The sequence below is a fragment of the Streptomyces chiangmaiensis genome, assembly GCF_036281785.1.
Classification (GTDB): domain Bacteria; phylum Actinomycetota; class Actinomycetes; order Streptomycetales; family Streptomycetaceae; genus Streptomyces; species Streptomyces chiangmaiensis.
The window spans coordinates 1-15,872 of the sequence record NZ_JAYWVC010000182.1; the positions used below are offsets into that span (position 1 = coordinate 1).

The following is a 15,872-nucleotide window of genomic DNA, read 5'->3' on the forward strand; positions in this document are numbered from 1 at the left end:
GCAAACCCTTCCGGCCACAGCACGAGCGGGCCCCGGCTTTCGGCCCGGCGCCGTCCCCGGGAACCGAACACTGGGACGTCGCGTATTCATGAGCGGGGATGGTGCGCGGAACCGGCGTGATCGGCATCGGCACAAACGCTGCGATCCGGAAACAAGATCGTATAAAGGCCTGTGCGGATACCGGTCCCGACGGCGATACTTGCCGCGGTACACCTGTGTCCGCTCCCACGCTCCGGGCGGAGGCGACCGACGGATGACCATGGGGGAGGTCAAGTGACACATCCGCAGCAGGGCGGCGCGCCACCCGCGACGCCCACCTTGCCTGCCGTACCGCCGCAGACCACGGCGGGGTCCGCGGGGCAGACGGCCACCGTGCCGCCAGGTCCTCCCGCGCCACCGCGCCGCACGGCCTTCGCCGAGGGCGTCGACCGGTTGCGCTCCGCCGCGACCACCGAGCCGGGTCGACTGCGCGTCATCGGCGCCGTCCTCGCCCTGCTCGTCATCGCGTTCGGGGCCGTCACCGCCTGGCAGATGACCGACCGTTCGAACGCCGCCGACGACGTGCTGCACAGCAGCCAGCCGCTCAGCGCGGGGGCCGCCGACATCTACCGCTCCCTCGCGGACGCCAACACGACGGCCTCCAGCGGCTTCCTGGCAGGCGGCCAGGAACCCAAGGCGACGACGGAGCGGTACGACAGGGACATCCGGACGGCCGCAGCGGGGCTCGTCACGGCGGCCGCCAGCACCGAGCCCGGCTCCCCCTCCGCGGACACCGTCACCAAGCTCAACAAGCTGCTCCCGGAGTACAAGGGCCTGATCGAGCGGGCCCGGGCCAACAACCGGCAGGGCTTCCCGGTGGGCGGCGCGTACCTGCGGGCGGCGAACGAGGTGATGCAGGAGCAGATGCTGCCGGCCGCGCAGGACCTGTACACCAAGGAGAACCAGAGGCTGCGCTCGGACTACGCGGACGCGACCCCGTACCCCTGGTTCGCCATCGTCCTCGGCGTCCTGGCACTCGCAGCACTCGGCGGGGCACAGCGGCGCCACTACCTGCGGACGAACCGCGTGCTTAACCACGGCCTGGTGGCCGCCACGGCCGCCTCGGCGATCGTCCTGCTGTGGACGGTCGTGGGCCACAGCGTCGCCCGCGCCGGGCTCGACGCCTCGTACGACCACGGCGTGCGCTCGCTGAACGTGCTGCACGACGCGCGCATCGCCTCCCTGAACGCCCGCGGCAACGAGAACCTGACGCTGGTCAGCCGGGGCGCCGAGACCAAGCAACTGCCCGACGGGACGGTCGAGGACGCGTACGACTACGCGTTCCAGCAGGACATGAAGACACTCTCCGCGGGGCTGGCCAAGGCCGGGTCTCTCGCCGACGACCAGGCGGGCAGGCGGCCCGTGACGGCCGCCACCGGCAACATGAAGGTCTGGCAGCAGCGGCACAAGCAGGCGCGGGCCGCCGACGACGACGGCAACTACCAGGCCGCCCTGAACAAGATCATCGGTTCCAAGGCGGACCAGCCGACGGGCGAGTGCTTCGACAGCGTGGACGAGAACCTGGCGAAGGCGCTGGGTCACGAGGAGAGCGAGTTCCAGCACAGGGCGGGTGACGGCCGGAACGCGATCACAGGGCTGCCGGTCAGCGCGGCGGTCCTCGCGGTGCTGGCCGCGTCCGGCGCGCTGCTGGGCATCGGACGCAGGCTTTCGGAGTACCGGTGAGAGGGGGAGCGGCGATGATCGCTCGACGCCTGAGGGCCAGCCTGAAGGGCTGGGGCGGGGTGGGGGCCATGCTGACCGCCTGTGTCCTCGCCGTGGGCTTCGCCCTGCTGCTGCCGCTCACCCACCCGCCCGTGGGCGACGCTCCCGGCGCCGGCAGCCGGGGGCTCGCCGAGGCCACCCAGACCAAAGCGGATTCCTGCGGCAAGCACCCCGAGCTGCTGAGCCCGCCGCCGTCCAGCGACGAGAGGGGCCCCGCGGTCACGGCCGTCAAGCAGCGGGGCTATCTGTCGGTGGGCGTCGACCAGAACAGCTACCGCTGGGGCTACCGCGACCCCAACACCGCGGGCGGCGACCTCGAGGGCTTCGACATCGACCTCGCCCACGAGATCGCACGGCAGCTCCTCGGCGACCCGAACGCCGTCCGCTTCCACGCGATCCCCACGAACCAGCGCATCCCGGCGATCAAAAGCGGGCAGGTGGACATGGTGGTGCGGACCATGACGATCACCTGCGACCGTCTGAAGGAAGTCGCCTTCTCCGACCCGTACTTCGCGACCGGACAGCAGGTCCTCGCCCCCAAGGCCTCCGGCATCACGGGCTACGACAAGTCGCTGGCCGGCAAGAAGATCTGCACGGCGGAGGGGTCGACGGCCAACATCACGCTGACGCAGGACAAGAAGAACCACAAGCTGGTGGCCTCCGCGGACATCTCCACCACCGTCCCCAACCAACTCGACTGCCTGGTCAAACTGCAGCTCGGCGAGGTCGACGCGATCGTCACCGACGGCGCGCTCGCCGCCAGCCAGGCGGCCCAGGACCCGACCGTGGAACTCAAGGGGAAGCCCTTCACGACCGAGTACTACGGCGTGGCGATGAACAAGGGTGCCGAGGATCTGGTACGCCGGGTCAATCAGGTACTCGTGGACTACCGCAAGAACGGCTGGCAGAGCTCGTACGACAAGTGGCTGTCCCCGACGCTGGGCACGGACTCCGCGTCGTCACGGCCTCCTTCCTCCTGACCGGACCAACCGGCCTGATACCACTGGAGATTTACCCCCGGCGCACCGGACAAGCGCCCCGGGCACGACGAGACGAGAGGTGATCGATGGGCGTCACGGGACCCACCGGGCCGGTGCTGGACCGGGACGAGGTGGACCGTGCGCTGGCGCGGCTCGGCGCGGAGCACGAGGCCATAGAGACCTCGCTCCTCGCCCTGCAGGACCACGCGGGCCGCAGACTCCTCGAAGGCGCCGAGCTGACGGGCGTCACCAAGGAGCTCTGGACGTCGGCGGAGGCGTCGATCACCCTGCTGTGGGCGTACTTCGACGCCTACACGGACGCCCTGCGCCGCGCGCGCGACATCCGCGCCCGGCGGCGCTGGTCCAGTCGTGAGGACCTGGTGGAACTGACCGAGCTGCTGCGTGGCGCCGGTGTCACCGTCGCCGGCGGCGCGGCGAACGCGCCGGCGGGTGCGGCCAGGCTCAGCAAGCAGTTCACGCTGGCGCAGCTCGTGGAGCGGATGAACGAGCTGTACGCGTCCTCGCTCGACATGGTCGTCGCCGCCGACGCGGTGTGGTCGGCCCTGCCCGCCCGGATCGATTTACTGTCCGCCGAATTGCAGCGCACCCGGCAGCTCGCGCACTCCGTGGGCGTGCGCCCCGGTGAGCATCCGGCGGGCGACGACCTGGAGCGCATCACGCGTACGCTGACGCACCTGCGCGCGCAGGTGATCTCCGACCCGCTCGCCTACTGGGTCCCGGCGCAGGGGAGTTCGGCGCCCGGCGGCGGCCGGCCGGACACATCGACGTACGACCGTCAGGCACGGGCCGTGGAGGACGTACGCCGGGAGATCGACGCGGTCCTCGCGGTCCGCCAGGACGCGGAAGCCCGGCTCGTCAAGCTGCGCGACCTGCTCAGCCGCGCCGATCGCACGCTGGCGGAGGCCCGCAGCGCACGCGGCGAGGTGCTCGCGAAGATCGCCGCCTCGGAGGTGCCCGCAGTGAGCGGCCCGCCGACCGCGCTGCAGGAGCAGCTGGCGACGGCCGCCGATTACCGCAGACACGCGCAATGGCACCGCCTGTCGCCGCTCCTGGAGTCACTGGAGCAGGAGGCCGAGGAGGAACTGCTGCGCGCCCGTGAGTCGTTGACGGCGGTCACCGCGCCCCTGGCGGTCCGCGCCGAGTTGCGCGGCAGACTGGACGCGTACAAGGCGAAGGTCGCCCGGCACGGACTCGCGGAGGACCCGCTGCTGGTCGAACGGTACGACGCGGCACGTCGCATGCTGTGGAGCGCGCCCTGCGACCTCAGGGCCGCCGAAGAGGCGGTGCTGCGCTACCAGCGGGCGGCTGCGGAACTGCTCGGACCGCGTGTGCCACGGCAGGGCGAGCCGGCCGACCGGAGGGGGAAGCATGAGTGAGGCTGGGCAGAAGTGCCAGCGACCCGGGTGCGAGGGGTCGTACGAGGACGTGGGCGGCGGCGAGCTGTACTGCGACACGTGCGGCCTGGCGCCCGTCGTCTCCGCGAGCGGTACGGTCGGCTCGTCCGCCACGGGAATCACTGCGAGCGGCAGGGGCTCCCGGGGCTCCGGTAGTGACAGCTCACGCTCCAGTTCCCGTACGTCGTCACGGTCGTCCCAGTCCCGGCGATCGGTGTCGGGGCGGCTGACGCGCAGTTCCACCGGCCGCTCGGTGTCGGTGCGCAGCTCCGGTTCGGCGAGCGGGAACTCCGGCCGCAGCCGGCTCGGCCTCGGGCTGGTGCAGGTCCCGGACGTACCGCGGCCCGATCCCCGCGCGATGGTCCTCGAGAACCCCGAGGTGCCCGAGCGCAAGCGATTCTGCTCGCGCTCCGACTGCGGTGCCCCGGTGGGGCGTTCGCGCGGCGACCGGCCCGGGCGCACCGAGGGCTTCTGCACCAAGTGCGGCCACCCGTACTCGTTCGTGCCGAAGCTCCACGCCGGGGACGTAGTGCACGGCCAGTACGAGGTCGTGGGCTGTCTCGCGCACGGCGGACTCGGCTGGATCTATCTGGCGGTGGACCGCGCGGTCTCCGACCGGTGGGTCGTCATGAAGGGCCTGCTGGACACCGGTGACCAGGACGCGATGGCCGCGGCGATCTCCGAGCGGCGTTTCCTCGCGGAGATCGAGCACGCCAACATCGTGCGCATCTACAACTTCGTGGAGCACCTCGACCAGCGCACCGGCTCCCTCGACGGCTACATCGTCATGGAGTACGTAGGCGGCAAATCGCTGAAGGAGATCGCCAACGAGCGCCGCACGCCGGACGGGAGACGCGATCCGCTGCCGGTCGAGCAGGCGTGCGCATACGGCATCGAGGCGCTCGAGGCCCTCGGCCACCTGCACAGCCGCAATCTGCTGTACTGCGACTTCAAGGTCGACAACGCGATCCAGACCGAGAACCAGCTCAAGCTGATCGACATGGGCGCCGTGCGCAGGATGGACGACGACGAGTCGGCGATCTACGGCACGGTGGGCTACCAGGGGCCCGAGGTCGCGGAGGCCGGCCCGTCGGTGGCGAGCGACCTCTACACCGTCGCGCGGACCCTCGCGGTGCTCACCTTCGACTTCCAGGGCTACACGACCGTCTTCGCGGACTCCCTGCCCGACCCGGACAACATCGAGGTCTTCCGCCGGTACGAGTCCTTCTACCGTCTACTGGTCCGCGCCACCGACCCGGACCCGGCCCGCAGGTTCGCGTCGGCGCAGGAGATGTCGGAGCAGCTGACGGGCGTACTGCGGGAGGTCGTCGCCCTCCAGACGGGCCGCCCGCGACCCGCCCTGTCGACGCTGTTCGGACCGGAGCTCAAGGTCACGGACACGGAGATGTTCCCGAAGCTGGACGGGGACGTGTCACGGCTGGGCGCCAGAGTGGTGCCCCCGCGGCGGAGGCCCGGCGCTTCCCCGGCCCCGGCCAACTCCCTTGCCGCCGCCACGGCGGCCCCCGTCGTGCCCTCCGGCGGGGCCCCGGACGCCGCGGGCCCCGCACTCACCGGTGCTCCCGTCACGTCGGCCGTCGTCAAGCCGGTCGACACCTCCGCCGCCGCCCTCGCGCTGCCGGTCCCCCTGGCCGACCCGGGCGACCCCAACGCCGGCTTCCTGGCGGGCCTCATGGCGTCCGCGCCGGCTGAGCTGATCGCCGCGCTGCACTCGGCGCCCAGCAGCTCCCTGGAGCTGCGCCTGCGCGAACTGCGGGCCCGGCTGGAAATGGGCGAGACGGCGAGTGCCGGGCAGGCCCTGGAGACACTGGAGGCGGACCACCCCGACGACTGGCGGGTCGTCTGGTACCGCGGTGTCACCGCGCTCGTCACCGGCGACCACGAGGCCGCCGCGGTCTCCTTCGACGCGATCTACGACGCCTTCCCCGGCGAGTCCGCACCGAAGCTGGCCCTCGCCCTGTGCGCGGAGGTCCTCGGCCAGCTCGACAACGCCGCCGAGTACTACCGCCTCGTGTGGAGCACCGACCCCAGCTACGTCAGCTCGGCGTTCGGCCTGGCCCGCGTCCAGCTCGCCTCCGGCGACCGCCATGACGCCGTGCGCACGCTGGAGTCCGTGCCGGAGGCGTCCATCCACTACACCGCTGCCCGCGTCGCCGCCGTACGGGCGCGGCTGCGGCAGCGTACGGGCCGGGTGTCCGACCCGGCCTTCCTGGACGACCTCGTGGCCTCCGCGGGACAGGTCCAGGCGCTCGAGGCGTACGGTCTGGACGCCGTACGGCGCGAGCAGTTGTCCACAGAGGTCCTCGGGTGTGCCCTGGACTGGGTACTCTCCGGTAGCCAGAGCCCCGAGCCGTCCGCGGCGGGGGGACGGGCGCTGCTCGGCAGTGATCTGGACGAGCGTGGCCTGCGCTTCGGCCTGGAGCGCTCGTACCGGACACTGGCCCGGCTCGCACAGGGCGGCGATGAGAGGATCGACCTGGTGGAACGTGCCAACCGTTACCGCCCCCGAACGTGGGTGTGATCGATGTCGCAGATGCCCCAGCCGACAGCGCTCTCAAGGTGCCCCAGTTGCGAGGAGCCCCTCGAGTCGGGTGACCGCTTCTGCGGCGCCTGCGGGTACGACCTGTCGGCGATGCCCGCCCCTCCGCGGGACACCCCGACCCTGACCATGAACGGCATGACGCCGCACCCCCGTTCGGAGGCGGCCCCTGTCGACTGGCCGGCCGCCCCGGCGGCGGGCGGCGCGGGCACGCCCGCCGCGGTGCATCTGCCGTCCGACCTCCAGGGCACGGACTCCGGCGGCGACCGACTTCCCGCCACGACCGCGGCCAAGGGCGTACGGTTCGACCGTCCGTCGGGATCCGACGACTACCACCTCGCGGCGCCCAAGCCCGTCGACCCGCGCACCGCCGTCCCGTCGACGCCCCCGGCCGGCACGAAGGTGTGCGTCGCCTGCCGTGCCGGCCAGGTGGACAGCGACGGCTACTGCGAGAACTGCGGCCACGCACAACCGCGTGAACGCGACCACGTCGAACAGGAGTTGAGCGCCGTCGCCGCGGTCAGCGACCGGGGGCTGCGCCACCATCGCAACGAGGACGCGTTCGCCGTCTCCTCGACCGCACTGCCCGACGGCACACCCGCCGTCGTCGCGATCGTCTGCGACGGCGTCTCCTCGGCGACCCGGCCCGACGAGGCCTCCATCGCCGCCGCCGGGGCCGCGAACGAGGCGCTGCTGGAGGCCCTGCCGCGCGGCACGCACCCCCAGCAGGCCCTGCACGACGCGATCATCGCCGCATCCCACGCCGTCAACGCGCTGGCCACCGAGCCGGAGACGGCCCAGGAGCACTCCCCCCACCAGAACGCGCCCGCCTGCACCCTCGTCGGCGCCGTCGTCACCACCAGCCTGCTCGTCGTGGGCTGGGTCGGCGACAGCCGCGCCTACTGGGTCCCGGTCGACCGCACCGCGCCCCCGGCGCGGCTCACCGAGGACGACTCGTGGGCCGCGCAGATGGTCGCCGCCGGCCTGATGAGCGAAGCGGAGGCGTACGCCGACGAGCGCGCCCACGCGATCACCGGCTGGCTCGGCGCGGACGCCTACGAACTGGAACCGCACACCGCCTCCTTCAAGCCGGACCGCCCGGGTGTGGTGGTGGTGTGCACGGACGGGCTGTGGAACTACGCCGAGGCCGCCGAGGAGATGGCCGAGGCCGTGCCGTCCGATGCCGAACGGCGTCTGCTGCACGCCGCCCAGGTGCTGGTGGGTCACGCCCTGGACGGCGGGGGCCACGACAACGTAACAGTGGCGGTCCTCCCGTTCCCCGCCCCACCGCAGGGGGCAGGATCCGCCTGAGGCGTGTCCCGGGGGACACCCCGGGTGCCGGCGGGACCGGCCACGGGACCGGAGGGGACCGGTCCGAAACCAGTCATCACCCCACAGCGCTGGGGTTCTCGAGGGGGCTCGGAGAGGGCATGGCCAATTTCTCGAAGTCGAACGCGCCGCAGTTCTCGGTGGACGTCTACCAGAACGAATATCTGCCGGAGGGCGGCCGCGAGGTCAATGCCATCGTGACGGTGACGGCGACCGGCGGCGGCACGATCGGAAGCGCGGTCTCCGCGCCCCACCTCTATTCGCCGGGGCACGGCCCGAGCGCCGCCGTGGCCATCATGGTCGACTGCTCGGGGTCGATGGACTACCCGCCGACCAAGATGCGCAACGCACGTGACGCGACGGCCGCGGCCATCGACACCCTGCGCGACGGTGTGCACTTCGCGGTGATCGGCGGCACTCATGTCGCCAAGGAGGTCTACCCGGGCGGTGGCCGGCTCGCCGTGGCCGACGCGACCACCCGCGACCAGGCCAAGCAGGCGCTGCGCAGGCTCGGCGCGGGCGGCGGCACCGCGATCGGTACCTGGCTGCGTCTGGCCGACCGGCTGCTGTCCTCGGCGGACGTCTCCATACGCCACGGCATCCTGCTCACCGACGGCCGCAACGAACACGAGTCACCCGAGGACCTGAAGGCCACGCTGGACGCCTGTGCCGGCCGTTTCACCTGTGACGCGCGTGGAGTGGGCACCGACTGGGAGGTCAAGGAGGTCACCGGGATCGCCTCCGCGCTGCTCGGCACCGCGGACATCGTCGCCGACCCGGCCGGCCTGGCCGCCGACTTCACGCAGATGATGGAGACGGCCATGGGCAAGGAAGTGGCCGATGTCTCACTGCGTCTGTGGACCCCTGTCGGTACGGAGATCAAGTTCGTCAAACAGGTGGCGCCCACGGTCGAGGAACTGACCGACCGTCGCACCGAGGCCGGCCCGCGCGCCGGGGACTACCCCACGGGCTCGTGGGGGGACGAGTCCCGCGACTACCACGTGTGCGTGCAGGTCCCGACCGCCAACATCGGCCAGGAGATGCTGGCCGCCCGGGTCTCGCTGGTGATACCGCAGGCCGGGGGCGGCTCCCGGCCGGGTGCAGGCGACGCCCAGAGCCTCGGGGCCCAGGGGCTCGTGCGGGCCGTGTGGACGGACGACATGGTGGCGTCCACGTCGATCAACCCCCAGGTCGCCCACTACACAGGCCAGGCCGAACTGGCCCGAGCCATCCAGCAAGGCCTCGATCTGCGCAAAGCAGGCGATTTCGATGGCGCAACGGCCAAACTGGGCCGTGCCGTTCAACTCGCGAGTGTCTCGGGGAACGCAGATACTGCGAAACTGCTTGCGAAGGTGGTGGACGTGGTCGACGCCGCGACAGGTACTGTGCGACTGAAGGCGAAGGTCGCGGAGGCCGACGAGATGACGCTCGAGACACGGTCCACAAAGACCGTTCGTGTGAAGAAGTGACCTGAGATTTCCGACAGCAACGAGCCCGACCCTCCGGGGTCGGAGAACCACGCCGGTCGCAGCGACCGGAGAAGGAGAGGGGGAAGCGCCGACATGCCGACCTGCCCGAACGGACACCAGTCGGGTTCCGACGACTGGTGCGAGGTCTGCGGTCACCGTATGGCCGGTGCCGTGCCCCCGCCGCCGCCACCGCCGCCCGCCTCCGGCTACGGCTATCCGCCGCCCGGTTCGCCCCCGCCGCCTCCGGGAGCCGGCGGCCGGCCCGGCAGCCGCCCGCCGTCCGCGGTGCCGAACTTCGAGCCGGAGCTCTGCCCGCAGTGCCGCACGCCCCGCGAGGGCGGGGCCCCGTTCTGCGAGGAGTGCCGGTGGAACTTCCTGACGAACACGGCGACCTCCTACACCCCGGCCGCACCGCGGTCGCCGGGGCCGAACCCCGCCCTGCGCTTCCAGCAGGGCGGACAGACGGTGCCGGGTCCCGACTCGTTCGACTACGAGCGGTCGAGGCCGTCGCAGGTGAACCGGCCCGCCGAACCGATTCCGCCCAGCCCGCCCTTCGGCGACGAGCCGTCCGGTCCCACGGGCTTCGGCGGAGCATCCTCGCGTCCCTCCGTGTTCGGGAACGACTCGCCGCGTCCGTCCGTCTTCGGTGGCGACACCTCGCCTCCGCCGTCCTTCGGTGCGGATCCCTCGCGTCCGGTTCCGCCGCCGCCCGGGACCACCGCCGGTGGTCCCGGCGGTCAGCAGAGCGGCGCCCCTGGTGGGCCGTCGGCCTTCCAGGGCGGTGCGCCCTCCGCGTTCCGGCGGCCGACCCCGCCTTCCCCGCCGCCGACGCAGGGGTTCCCGTCGTCCGCTCCGCCGCAGTCGGGCGGTCCGTCCTTCGGCGGCGGTGACGACTGGGTGATCTCGCCTCCGTCGAACTCCCCCGCGCCCGGTGCTCCGGGAGGTGCCGGTGGGGGCCAGGGCGGTGGCTACGGCATCCCGCAGCCCGGTTCCACCCAAGCACCGCCGTCGCCCTACGAACAGCGGCCGGCGATCTGGACGGCGACCATCGGTCCGGACCGCGAGTATTTCATGGCGATGATGCAGCGCTCCGGTCCCGAGGCCGCCAGCCTGAACCTGCCGGCCTACTCCCCGGAGCAGCAGCGCACGCTCACCGGCAACCAGGTCACCATCGGCCGTCGTCGCCACTCCACCGGTGACACACCGGACATCGATCTGTCGGTGCCGCCGGAGGACCCGGGCGTCTCGCACCAGCACGCGCTCCTGGTGCAGCAGCCGGACGGCTCCTGGGCGGTCGTCGACCAGAACTCCACGAACGGCACCACGGTCAACGGCGGCGAGGAGCCCATCCAGCCCTTCGTGCCCGTGCCCCTGCAGGACGGCGACCGGGTACACGTGGGTGCGTGGACGACGATCACGATCCGCCGGGGCTGACCACGACGGTCCGCCTGCGCGTGCGGGAGTCCTCATGGGCTCTCGTACGCGCAGTCGGCCGTGTCCGCTCACTCCGACCGGCTGTCGCGGTGGTTGTGGCCGCCGTTCCCGGACGCCGCGGCGCGGCGATCACGGCAACGGCCAGGTGTACGGCCCCTTCGGGTCGTCCAGCCAGGCCCAGGAGCGGTCGCCGCTGACCGTGATCCCGAACCGTTCGCGCGCGGGCCGCTCCTCGCGTTCCCACACGACGTATGCCTCGTAGGGGTCCAGGCTGCGCTGCGTCAGGGCCAGCAGGAACCTGAACAGCTCGTGGCCACGGGCCCGGACCGGCAGCCCGCCCAGGTACTGCGGCTCGGGCTCGACCCGCGTACCGCCGCGCAGCGGCACGAAGTAGGCGGGCGTGTGCAGGAAGCGCCCCTCGGCGTGCCCTGGGCCCGACACCCGCAGGGAGATCAGACCGGTACCGAACGGCGCGAGGATCCGCGCACCGGGGCGGCACTGCGCCGGCCACGCGACCGGCACCGAAACCGGCGTGCAGGTCGCGATGATCCGGTCGAAGGGGGCGCGCTCCGGTACACCACGCGCGCCGTCGCCCGTGACCACGGCCGGGTGGTACCCCGCGGCCGTCAGATGCTGCCGGGCCGACTCGGTGATCTCCGGATCGAGGTCGACGGTGGTGACCAGGTCGTCACCGAGACGGTGTGCGAGCAGCGCCGCGTTGTACCCGCTGCCGGCACCGATCTCCAGGACGGTGTTCCCCTCCTCGACCTCGAGTTCGGCCAGCATCTGCGCCATCAGCGAGGGCTGGCTGCTGGAGGAGACGAGCTCGTCGTCGCGTACGAGAGTGGCCAGCGGGGCGTCCTCGTACGCGCCGCGCAGCCACTGCTCCCTGCGCCGTGGGTCGGGGTCGTCGCCCGATCTGCGCTCGTAACCACCGACGATGCCCACGTAGTAGTACGGCACGAAGAGATGGCGCGGCACCGCCTCGAACACCTCCCGCCAGGCGGGATCGGCGTCCCAGGCACCGCTCGCGTCGATCTCCCGCACGAGTTCCGCCCGCGCCGACGCGGCGAGGGTCTCCAGTCCGTGATCGAGAGAGTGCGCGGTCATACCTCCACTGTGCTGCGACAGGCGACCCCGGGGCGAGTAGGTCCTGCGCCGGGGTCCGGAATCCCGTCGTCCGTTCATGCGGGCCGGCTGCCCGGCGGAAGGGCAGGTCCTAAGTCTTGAGTCCTCGGTCCTCGCGTCTGAGACCATGGAGCACGTGAACGAGATTCGGCGCGGCACGCTGCAGGAGCAGACCTTCTACGAGCAGGTCGGCGGTGAGGAGACCTTCCGTCGCCTCGTGCATCGTTTCTACGAGGGAGTCGCCGAGGACCCGCTGCTGCGGGCCATGTACCCGGAGGAGGATCTGGGCCCGGCCGAGGAGCGTTTCACCCTGTTCCTGATCCAGTACTGGGGAGGCCCGACGACCTACAGCCAGAAGCGCGGCCATCCCCGTCTGCGAATGCGTCACGCTCCCTTCGCCGTGAACCAGACCGCGCACGACGCCTGGCTCCGGCACATGCGCGTCGCCGTCGACGAACTGGGCCTCTCCGAGGAGCACACGACCACGCTCTGGAACTACCTGACACGCGCCGCGGCGTCGATGGTGAACACGCCGGAGTGAGTCCGCGGATGTCCGGCCCGCGGCCGGCCGCAGCACCGGTCTCCGGTCTGCCGGCCGCCGAGCCGCGAACAGGGACGTTCAGCGGACGTTGACGTCCAGGGCACCGAGTCCTGCCCTGCGCACGGCGATCGAACCGAACGGCGTGCGCAACCTCAGCCACGTGCCCGAGGCGAACAGCGCCGGCGACTCGGTGCCGGAGCCCCGGGGGACGGGACGCAGGAAGCCGAGCGACTGCGCTGCGTGCACGGCCCGCACCGGAAGCTCGGTGTCCCCCAGCGTGCGGGACCAGATCTCCCGGCCGATCCGGTCGAGTGCGGCGCGGGTCCGCTGCTCGGGCGCCAGCTCCTCCGTACGCGAGCGGAATTCGGCGACGGCCGCGGCCACGGTGGTCCGCAGGGCGTCCGTGGCGGGCAGTCCCGGTTCGGGACGCCAGCCGCCGCGCGGCGGAAGGACCCCCGCCCACGGTGGCCCGGTCACGGCGGCCGGTACGTCGGCCGTGGCCGCCGACTCGTCGACGGACTCCAGGAGTTCGCCCGCCGAGAGGGTCACATCGAGCCGGACCTCCAGCCCGTTCTCGTACGGCTTGGCGAGTCGCACCGCACGGACCGCGAGCACCTCGAAGGACGGCGGGCGCCCGAACACCGCCAGTGTCGTCCCCGTCGTCTGCAGACGCACCGCGGCGCCGCGGTCGTAGTGGATCAGACGGGACAGGAAGGCGGCGAGATCTGCCGCCTCCCCGTCGTCGGCGAGGTGGAGCACCGTCATGCGGCGACGGCCTCCTCCTCGTCATCCCGGTACTCCGCGAGGAACTCGCGTTCCTCGGCCGTGATCCGACGCGGCCGCTGCGCCTCGAAGTCGAACGGCACGATCACCGTCGAGGCCCGGACGTAGATCTGGCCCGGGTCCTTGACCTCGTAGGTGAGCGTGAAGGACGCGGCCTTGATGTCCGTGACCCACAGCTCGATGTCCACCGGCGTATGCCGGTGGACCAGCTGCCGCTTGTAGTCGATCTCATGGCGCGCCACCACCGACCCCTGCTTGAACTGCTTGTCCGGGCGGAACAGGAAGTCGATGCGTGCTTCCTCCAGGTAGCGCAGGAACACCACGTTGTTGACGTGGCCGTACGCGTCCATGTCCGCCCAGCGCAGCGGGCAGCGGTAGATGTGCCGCAAGATCAGCCCCGAGTCAGCTTCTTGTAGGTGGCACGGTGCGGACGGGCCGCGTCCGGGCCGAGCCGCTCGATCTTGTTCTTCTCGTACGACTCGAAGTTGCCCTCGAACCAGAACCACTTGGAGTCGCCCTCGTAGGCGAGGATGTGCGTGGCCACACGGTCGAGGAACCAGCGGTCGTGGGAGACGACCACGGCGCAGCCCGGGAACTCGAGAAGGGCGTTCTCGAGCGAGGACAGGGTCTCCACGTCCAGGTCGTTGGTCGGCTCGTCGAGGAGCAGCAGGTTGCCGCCCTGCTTCAGGGTGAGCGCGAGGTTGAGGCGGTTGCGCTCACCGCCGGACAGGACGCCGGCCGGCTTCTGCTGGTCCGGACCCTTGAAGCCGAAGGCGGAGACATACGCCCGTGACGGCATCTCGACCTGCCCGACGTTGATGTAGTCGAGTCCGTCGGAGACGACCTCCCACAGCGTCTTCTTCGGGTCGATGTTCTCGCGGCTCTGGTCGACGTACGAGATCTTGACGGTCTCGCCGACCTTGATCGAACCGGCGTCGGGCTGCTCGAGGCCCTGGATCATCTTGAACAGCGTGGTCTTGCCCGCGCCGTTCGGACCGATGACACCGACGATGCCGTTGCGCGGCAGGGTGAAGCTGAGCCCGTCGACGAGGACCTTCTCCCCGAAGGCCTTGTTGAGCTTGTCGACCTCGACCACGACGTTGCCCAGACGCGGGCCCGGCGGAATCTGGATCTCCTCGAAGTCCAGCTTCCGCATCTTGTCGGCCTCGGCCGCCATCTCCTCGTAGCGGGCCAGACGCGCCTTGGACTTGGCCTGCCGCCCCTTGGCGTTGGAGCGGACCCACTCCAGCTCTTCCTTGAGACGCTTCTGCCGCTTGGCGTCCTTCTGGCCCTCGACCTTGAGACGTGTGGACTTGGTCTCCAGGTACGTGGAGTAGTTGCCCTCGTACGGGTAGGCGCGGCCGCGGTCGAGCTCGAGAATCCACTCCGCGACGTTGTCCAGGAAGTACCGGTCGTGGGTGATGGCCACGACGGTGCCCGGGTACTTGGCCAGGTGCTGCTCCAGCCAGTTCACGGACTCGGCGTCGAGGTGGTTGGTGGGCTCGTCGAGCAGCAGCAGGTCGGGCTGCTCCAGCAGGAGCTTGCAGAGCGCGACGCGTCGGCGCTCACCACCGGAGAGGGTGGTGACGGGCCAGTCGCCGGGCGGGCAGCCCAGGGCGTCCATGGCCTGCTCCAGCTGCGCGTCGAGGTCCCACGCGTTGGCGTGGTCGAGCTGCTCCTGGAGCTTGCCCATCTCGTCCATGAGCTCGTCGGTGTACTCGACCGCCATCTGCTCGGCGATCTCGTTGAACCGGTCGAGCTTGCCCTTGATCTCGGCGACACCCTCCTGGACGTTCTCCAGGACGGTCTTCTCCTCGTTCAGCGGGGGCTCCTGGAGCAGGATGCCGACGCTGTAACCGGGCGAGAGGAAGGCGTCACCGTTCGACGGCTGCTCAAGACCGGCCATGATCTTGAGGACGGTCGACTTGCCGGCGCCGTTCGGGCCGACGACGCCGATCTTCGCACCCGGCAGGAAGCTCAGGGTGACGTCGTCGAGAATCACCTTGTCGCCGTGCGCCTTGCGCGCCTTGCGCATGGTGTAAATGAACTCAGCCAAGAGAAACCGTCCGGCAGCTTGAAATCTGGCAGTGGGCAGATACAGCCCATCTTGCCTGACCGCTGCCCCTGGACGGAAACCCGTTGGGCCCGGAGGCCCTGACCTGGAGTTTCGCTGCCGCGGCGGTAGCTCGTCCGTCACTGTCGGTCGTCGTCGAGTGCCATTGGGCACCCTCGCACGGCCCAGAGACGGCCCGGGAGTGATCAACCAGGCAACCGAATCTTCACCTGGTGATTGTGGCGGGCATGATCAATCACCGTGCCTTCCACGTGGGACAGCCGCCCGGAGAGCCGAACCCGAAGTCTGAACTGCGGCGGAGTGTGTCAGAGGGCGCCTGGGATACGGAGTGTGTCGGAGGTGCGTCGGACACCCCTGCGCAGCCCGCTTCGCGAGGTCGGTGGGATCGCCTCAGGCAGCCA

Annotated in this window: 12 protein-coding genes; 8 read left to right on the forward strand and 4 right to left on the reverse strand. The window is 71.0% G+C overall.

The genetic code is table 11. The features are described 5' to 3' along the window. The first annotated feature begins 273 nt into the window (after positions 1 to 273). The 7 genes from VXC91_RS34005 (at position 274) to VXC91_RS34035 (ending at position 10,945) form a co-directional block, all read left to right on the forward strand. On the forward strand, positions 274 to 1,722 hold the full coding sequence (locus tag VXC91_RS34005) for a hypothetical protein (protein ID WP_329511211.1): 1,449 nt from the start codon (positions 274 to 276) through the stop codon (positions 1,720 to 1,722). A gap of 14 nt (positions 1,723 to 1,736) precedes the next feature. Next, positions 1,737 to 2,741: a glutamate ABC transporter substrate-binding protein gene (locus VXC91_RS34010; RefSeq protein ID WP_329511212.1), complete on the forward strand. Its 1,005-nt coding sequence runs from the start codon at positions 1,737 to 1,739 to the stop codon at positions 2,739 to 2,741. Between the two features lie 86 nt (positions 2,742 to 2,827). Further along, a complete protein-coding gene (locus VXC91_RS34015) occupies positions 2,828 to 4,138 on the forward strand; it encodes a hypothetical protein (RefSeq protein ID WP_329511213.1) in 1,311 nt (436 codons plus the stop codon). Beyond that, complete coding sequence (locus VXC91_RS34020; protein WP_329511214.1) at positions 4,131 to 6,695, forward strand: serine/threonine-protein kinase; 2,565 nt, start codon at positions 4,131 to 4,133, stop codon at positions 6,693 to 6,695. Before VXC91_RS34015 ends, VXC91_RS34020 begins: the two co-directional genes overlap by 8 nt. A gap of 3 nt (positions 6,696 to 6,698) precedes the next feature. Next, a complete protein-coding gene (locus VXC91_RS34025) occupies positions 6,699 to 8,024 on the forward strand; it encodes a PP2C family serine/threonine-protein phosphatase (protein ID WP_329511215.1) in 1,326 nt (441 codons plus the stop codon). 119 nt (positions 8,025 to 8,143) lie between these two features. Then, positions 8,144 to 9,511 (forward strand): vWA domain-containing protein, encoded by a 1,368-nt coding sequence (locus VXC91_RS34030; RefSeq protein WP_329511216.1) that lies wholly within the window; start codon positions 8,144 to 8,146, stop codon positions 9,509 to 9,511. Between the two features lie 93 nt (positions 9,512 to 9,604). Continuing rightward, positions 9,605 to 10,945: an FHA domain-containing protein gene (locus VXC91_RS34035; protein WP_329511217.1), complete on the forward strand. Its 1,341-nt coding sequence runs from the start codon at positions 9,605 to 9,607 to the stop codon at positions 10,943 to 10,945. Between the two features lie 129 nt (positions 10,946 to 11,074). Here VXC91_RS34035 and VXC91_RS34040 read toward each other — a convergent pair whose 3' ends face one another. Next, a complete protein-coding gene (locus VXC91_RS34040) occupies positions 11,075 to 12,055 on the reverse strand; it encodes a methyltransferase domain-containing protein (RefSeq protein WP_329511218.1) in 981 nt (326 codons plus the stop codon). Positions 12,056 to 12,200: 145 nt separating this feature from the next. Here VXC91_RS34040 and VXC91_RS34045 point away from each other — a divergent pair, with 145 nt between their 5' ends. Then, complete coding sequence (locus tag VXC91_RS34045) at positions 12,201 to 12,614, forward strand: globin (RefSeq protein WP_329511219.1); 414 nt, start codon at positions 12,201 to 12,203, stop codon at positions 12,612 to 12,614. Positions 12,615 to 12,692: 78 nt separating this feature from the next. On the opposite strand, the gene VXC91_RS34050 is transcribed toward VXC91_RS34045, so the two are convergent. Genes VXC91_RS34050 through ettA form a run of 3 tightly spaced genes read right to left on the reverse strand, consistent with a single transcriptional unit; the run spans position 12,693 to position 15,453 of the window. Then, positions 12,693 to 13,379: a hypothetical protein gene (locus VXC91_RS34050; protein ID WP_329511220.1), complete on the reverse strand. Its 687-nt coding sequence runs from the start codon at positions 13,377 to 13,379 to the stop codon at positions 12,693 to 12,695. Further along, positions 13,376 to 13,786 carry an acyl-CoA thioesterase gene (locus VXC91_RS34055; RefSeq protein WP_329511221.1) on the reverse strand — a complete coding sequence of 137 codons (411 nt, stop codon included), beginning with the start codon at positions 13,784 to 13,786 and terminating at the stop codon, positions 13,376 to 13,378. The genes VXC91_RS34050 and VXC91_RS34055 overlap by 4 nt, the downstream gene beginning before the upstream one ends. 2 nt (positions 13,787 to 13,788) lie before the next feature. Then, positions 13,789 to 15,453 carry an energy-dependent translational throttle protein EttA gene (gene ettA / locus VXC91_RS34060; RefSeq protein WP_329511222.1) on the reverse strand — a complete coding sequence of 555 codons (1,665 nt, stop codon included), beginning with the start codon at positions 15,451 to 15,453 and terminating at the stop codon, positions 13,789 to 13,791. Positions 15,454 to 15,872 lie beyond the last annotated feature (419 nt).

Bases quoted from the DNA above. Each gene is read 5' to 3' on its own strand.
- VXC91_RS34010 (WP_329511212.1), top strand. From the start codon at position 1,737: ATGATCGCTCGACGCCTGAGGGCCAGCCTGAAGGGCTGGGGCGGGGTG.
- VXC91_RS34015 (WP_329511213.1), top strand. From the start codon at position 2,828: ATGGGCGTCACGGGACCCACCGGGCCGGTGCTGGACCGGGACGAGGTG.
- VXC91_RS34020 (WP_329511214.1), top strand. From the start codon at position 4,131: ATGAGTGAGGCTGGGCAGAAGTGCCAGCGACCCGGGTGCGAGGGGTCG.
- VXC91_RS34025 (WP_329511215.1), top strand. From the start codon at position 6,699: ATGTCGCAGATGCCCCAGCCGACAGCGCTCTCAAGGTGCCCCAGTTGC.
- VXC91_RS34030 (WP_329511216.1), top strand. From the start codon at position 8,144: ATGGCCAATTTCTCGAAGTCGAACGCGCCGCAGTTCTCGGTGGACGTC.
- VXC91_RS34035 (WP_329511217.1), top strand. From the start codon at position 9,605: ATGCCGACCTGCCCGAACGGACACCAGTCGGGTTCCGACGACTGGTGC.
- VXC91_RS34040 (WP_329511218.1), bottom strand. From the start codon at position 12,055: ATGACCGCGCACTCTCTCGATCACGGACTGGAGACCCTCGCCGCGTCG.
- VXC91_RS34045 (WP_329511219.1), top strand. From the start codon at position 12,201: ATGGAGCACGTGAACGAGATTCGGCGCGGCACGCTGCAGGAGCAGACC.
- VXC91_RS34050 (WP_329511220.1), bottom strand. From the start codon at position 13,379: ATGACGGTGCTCCACCTCGCCGACGACGGGGAGGCGGCAGATCTCGCC.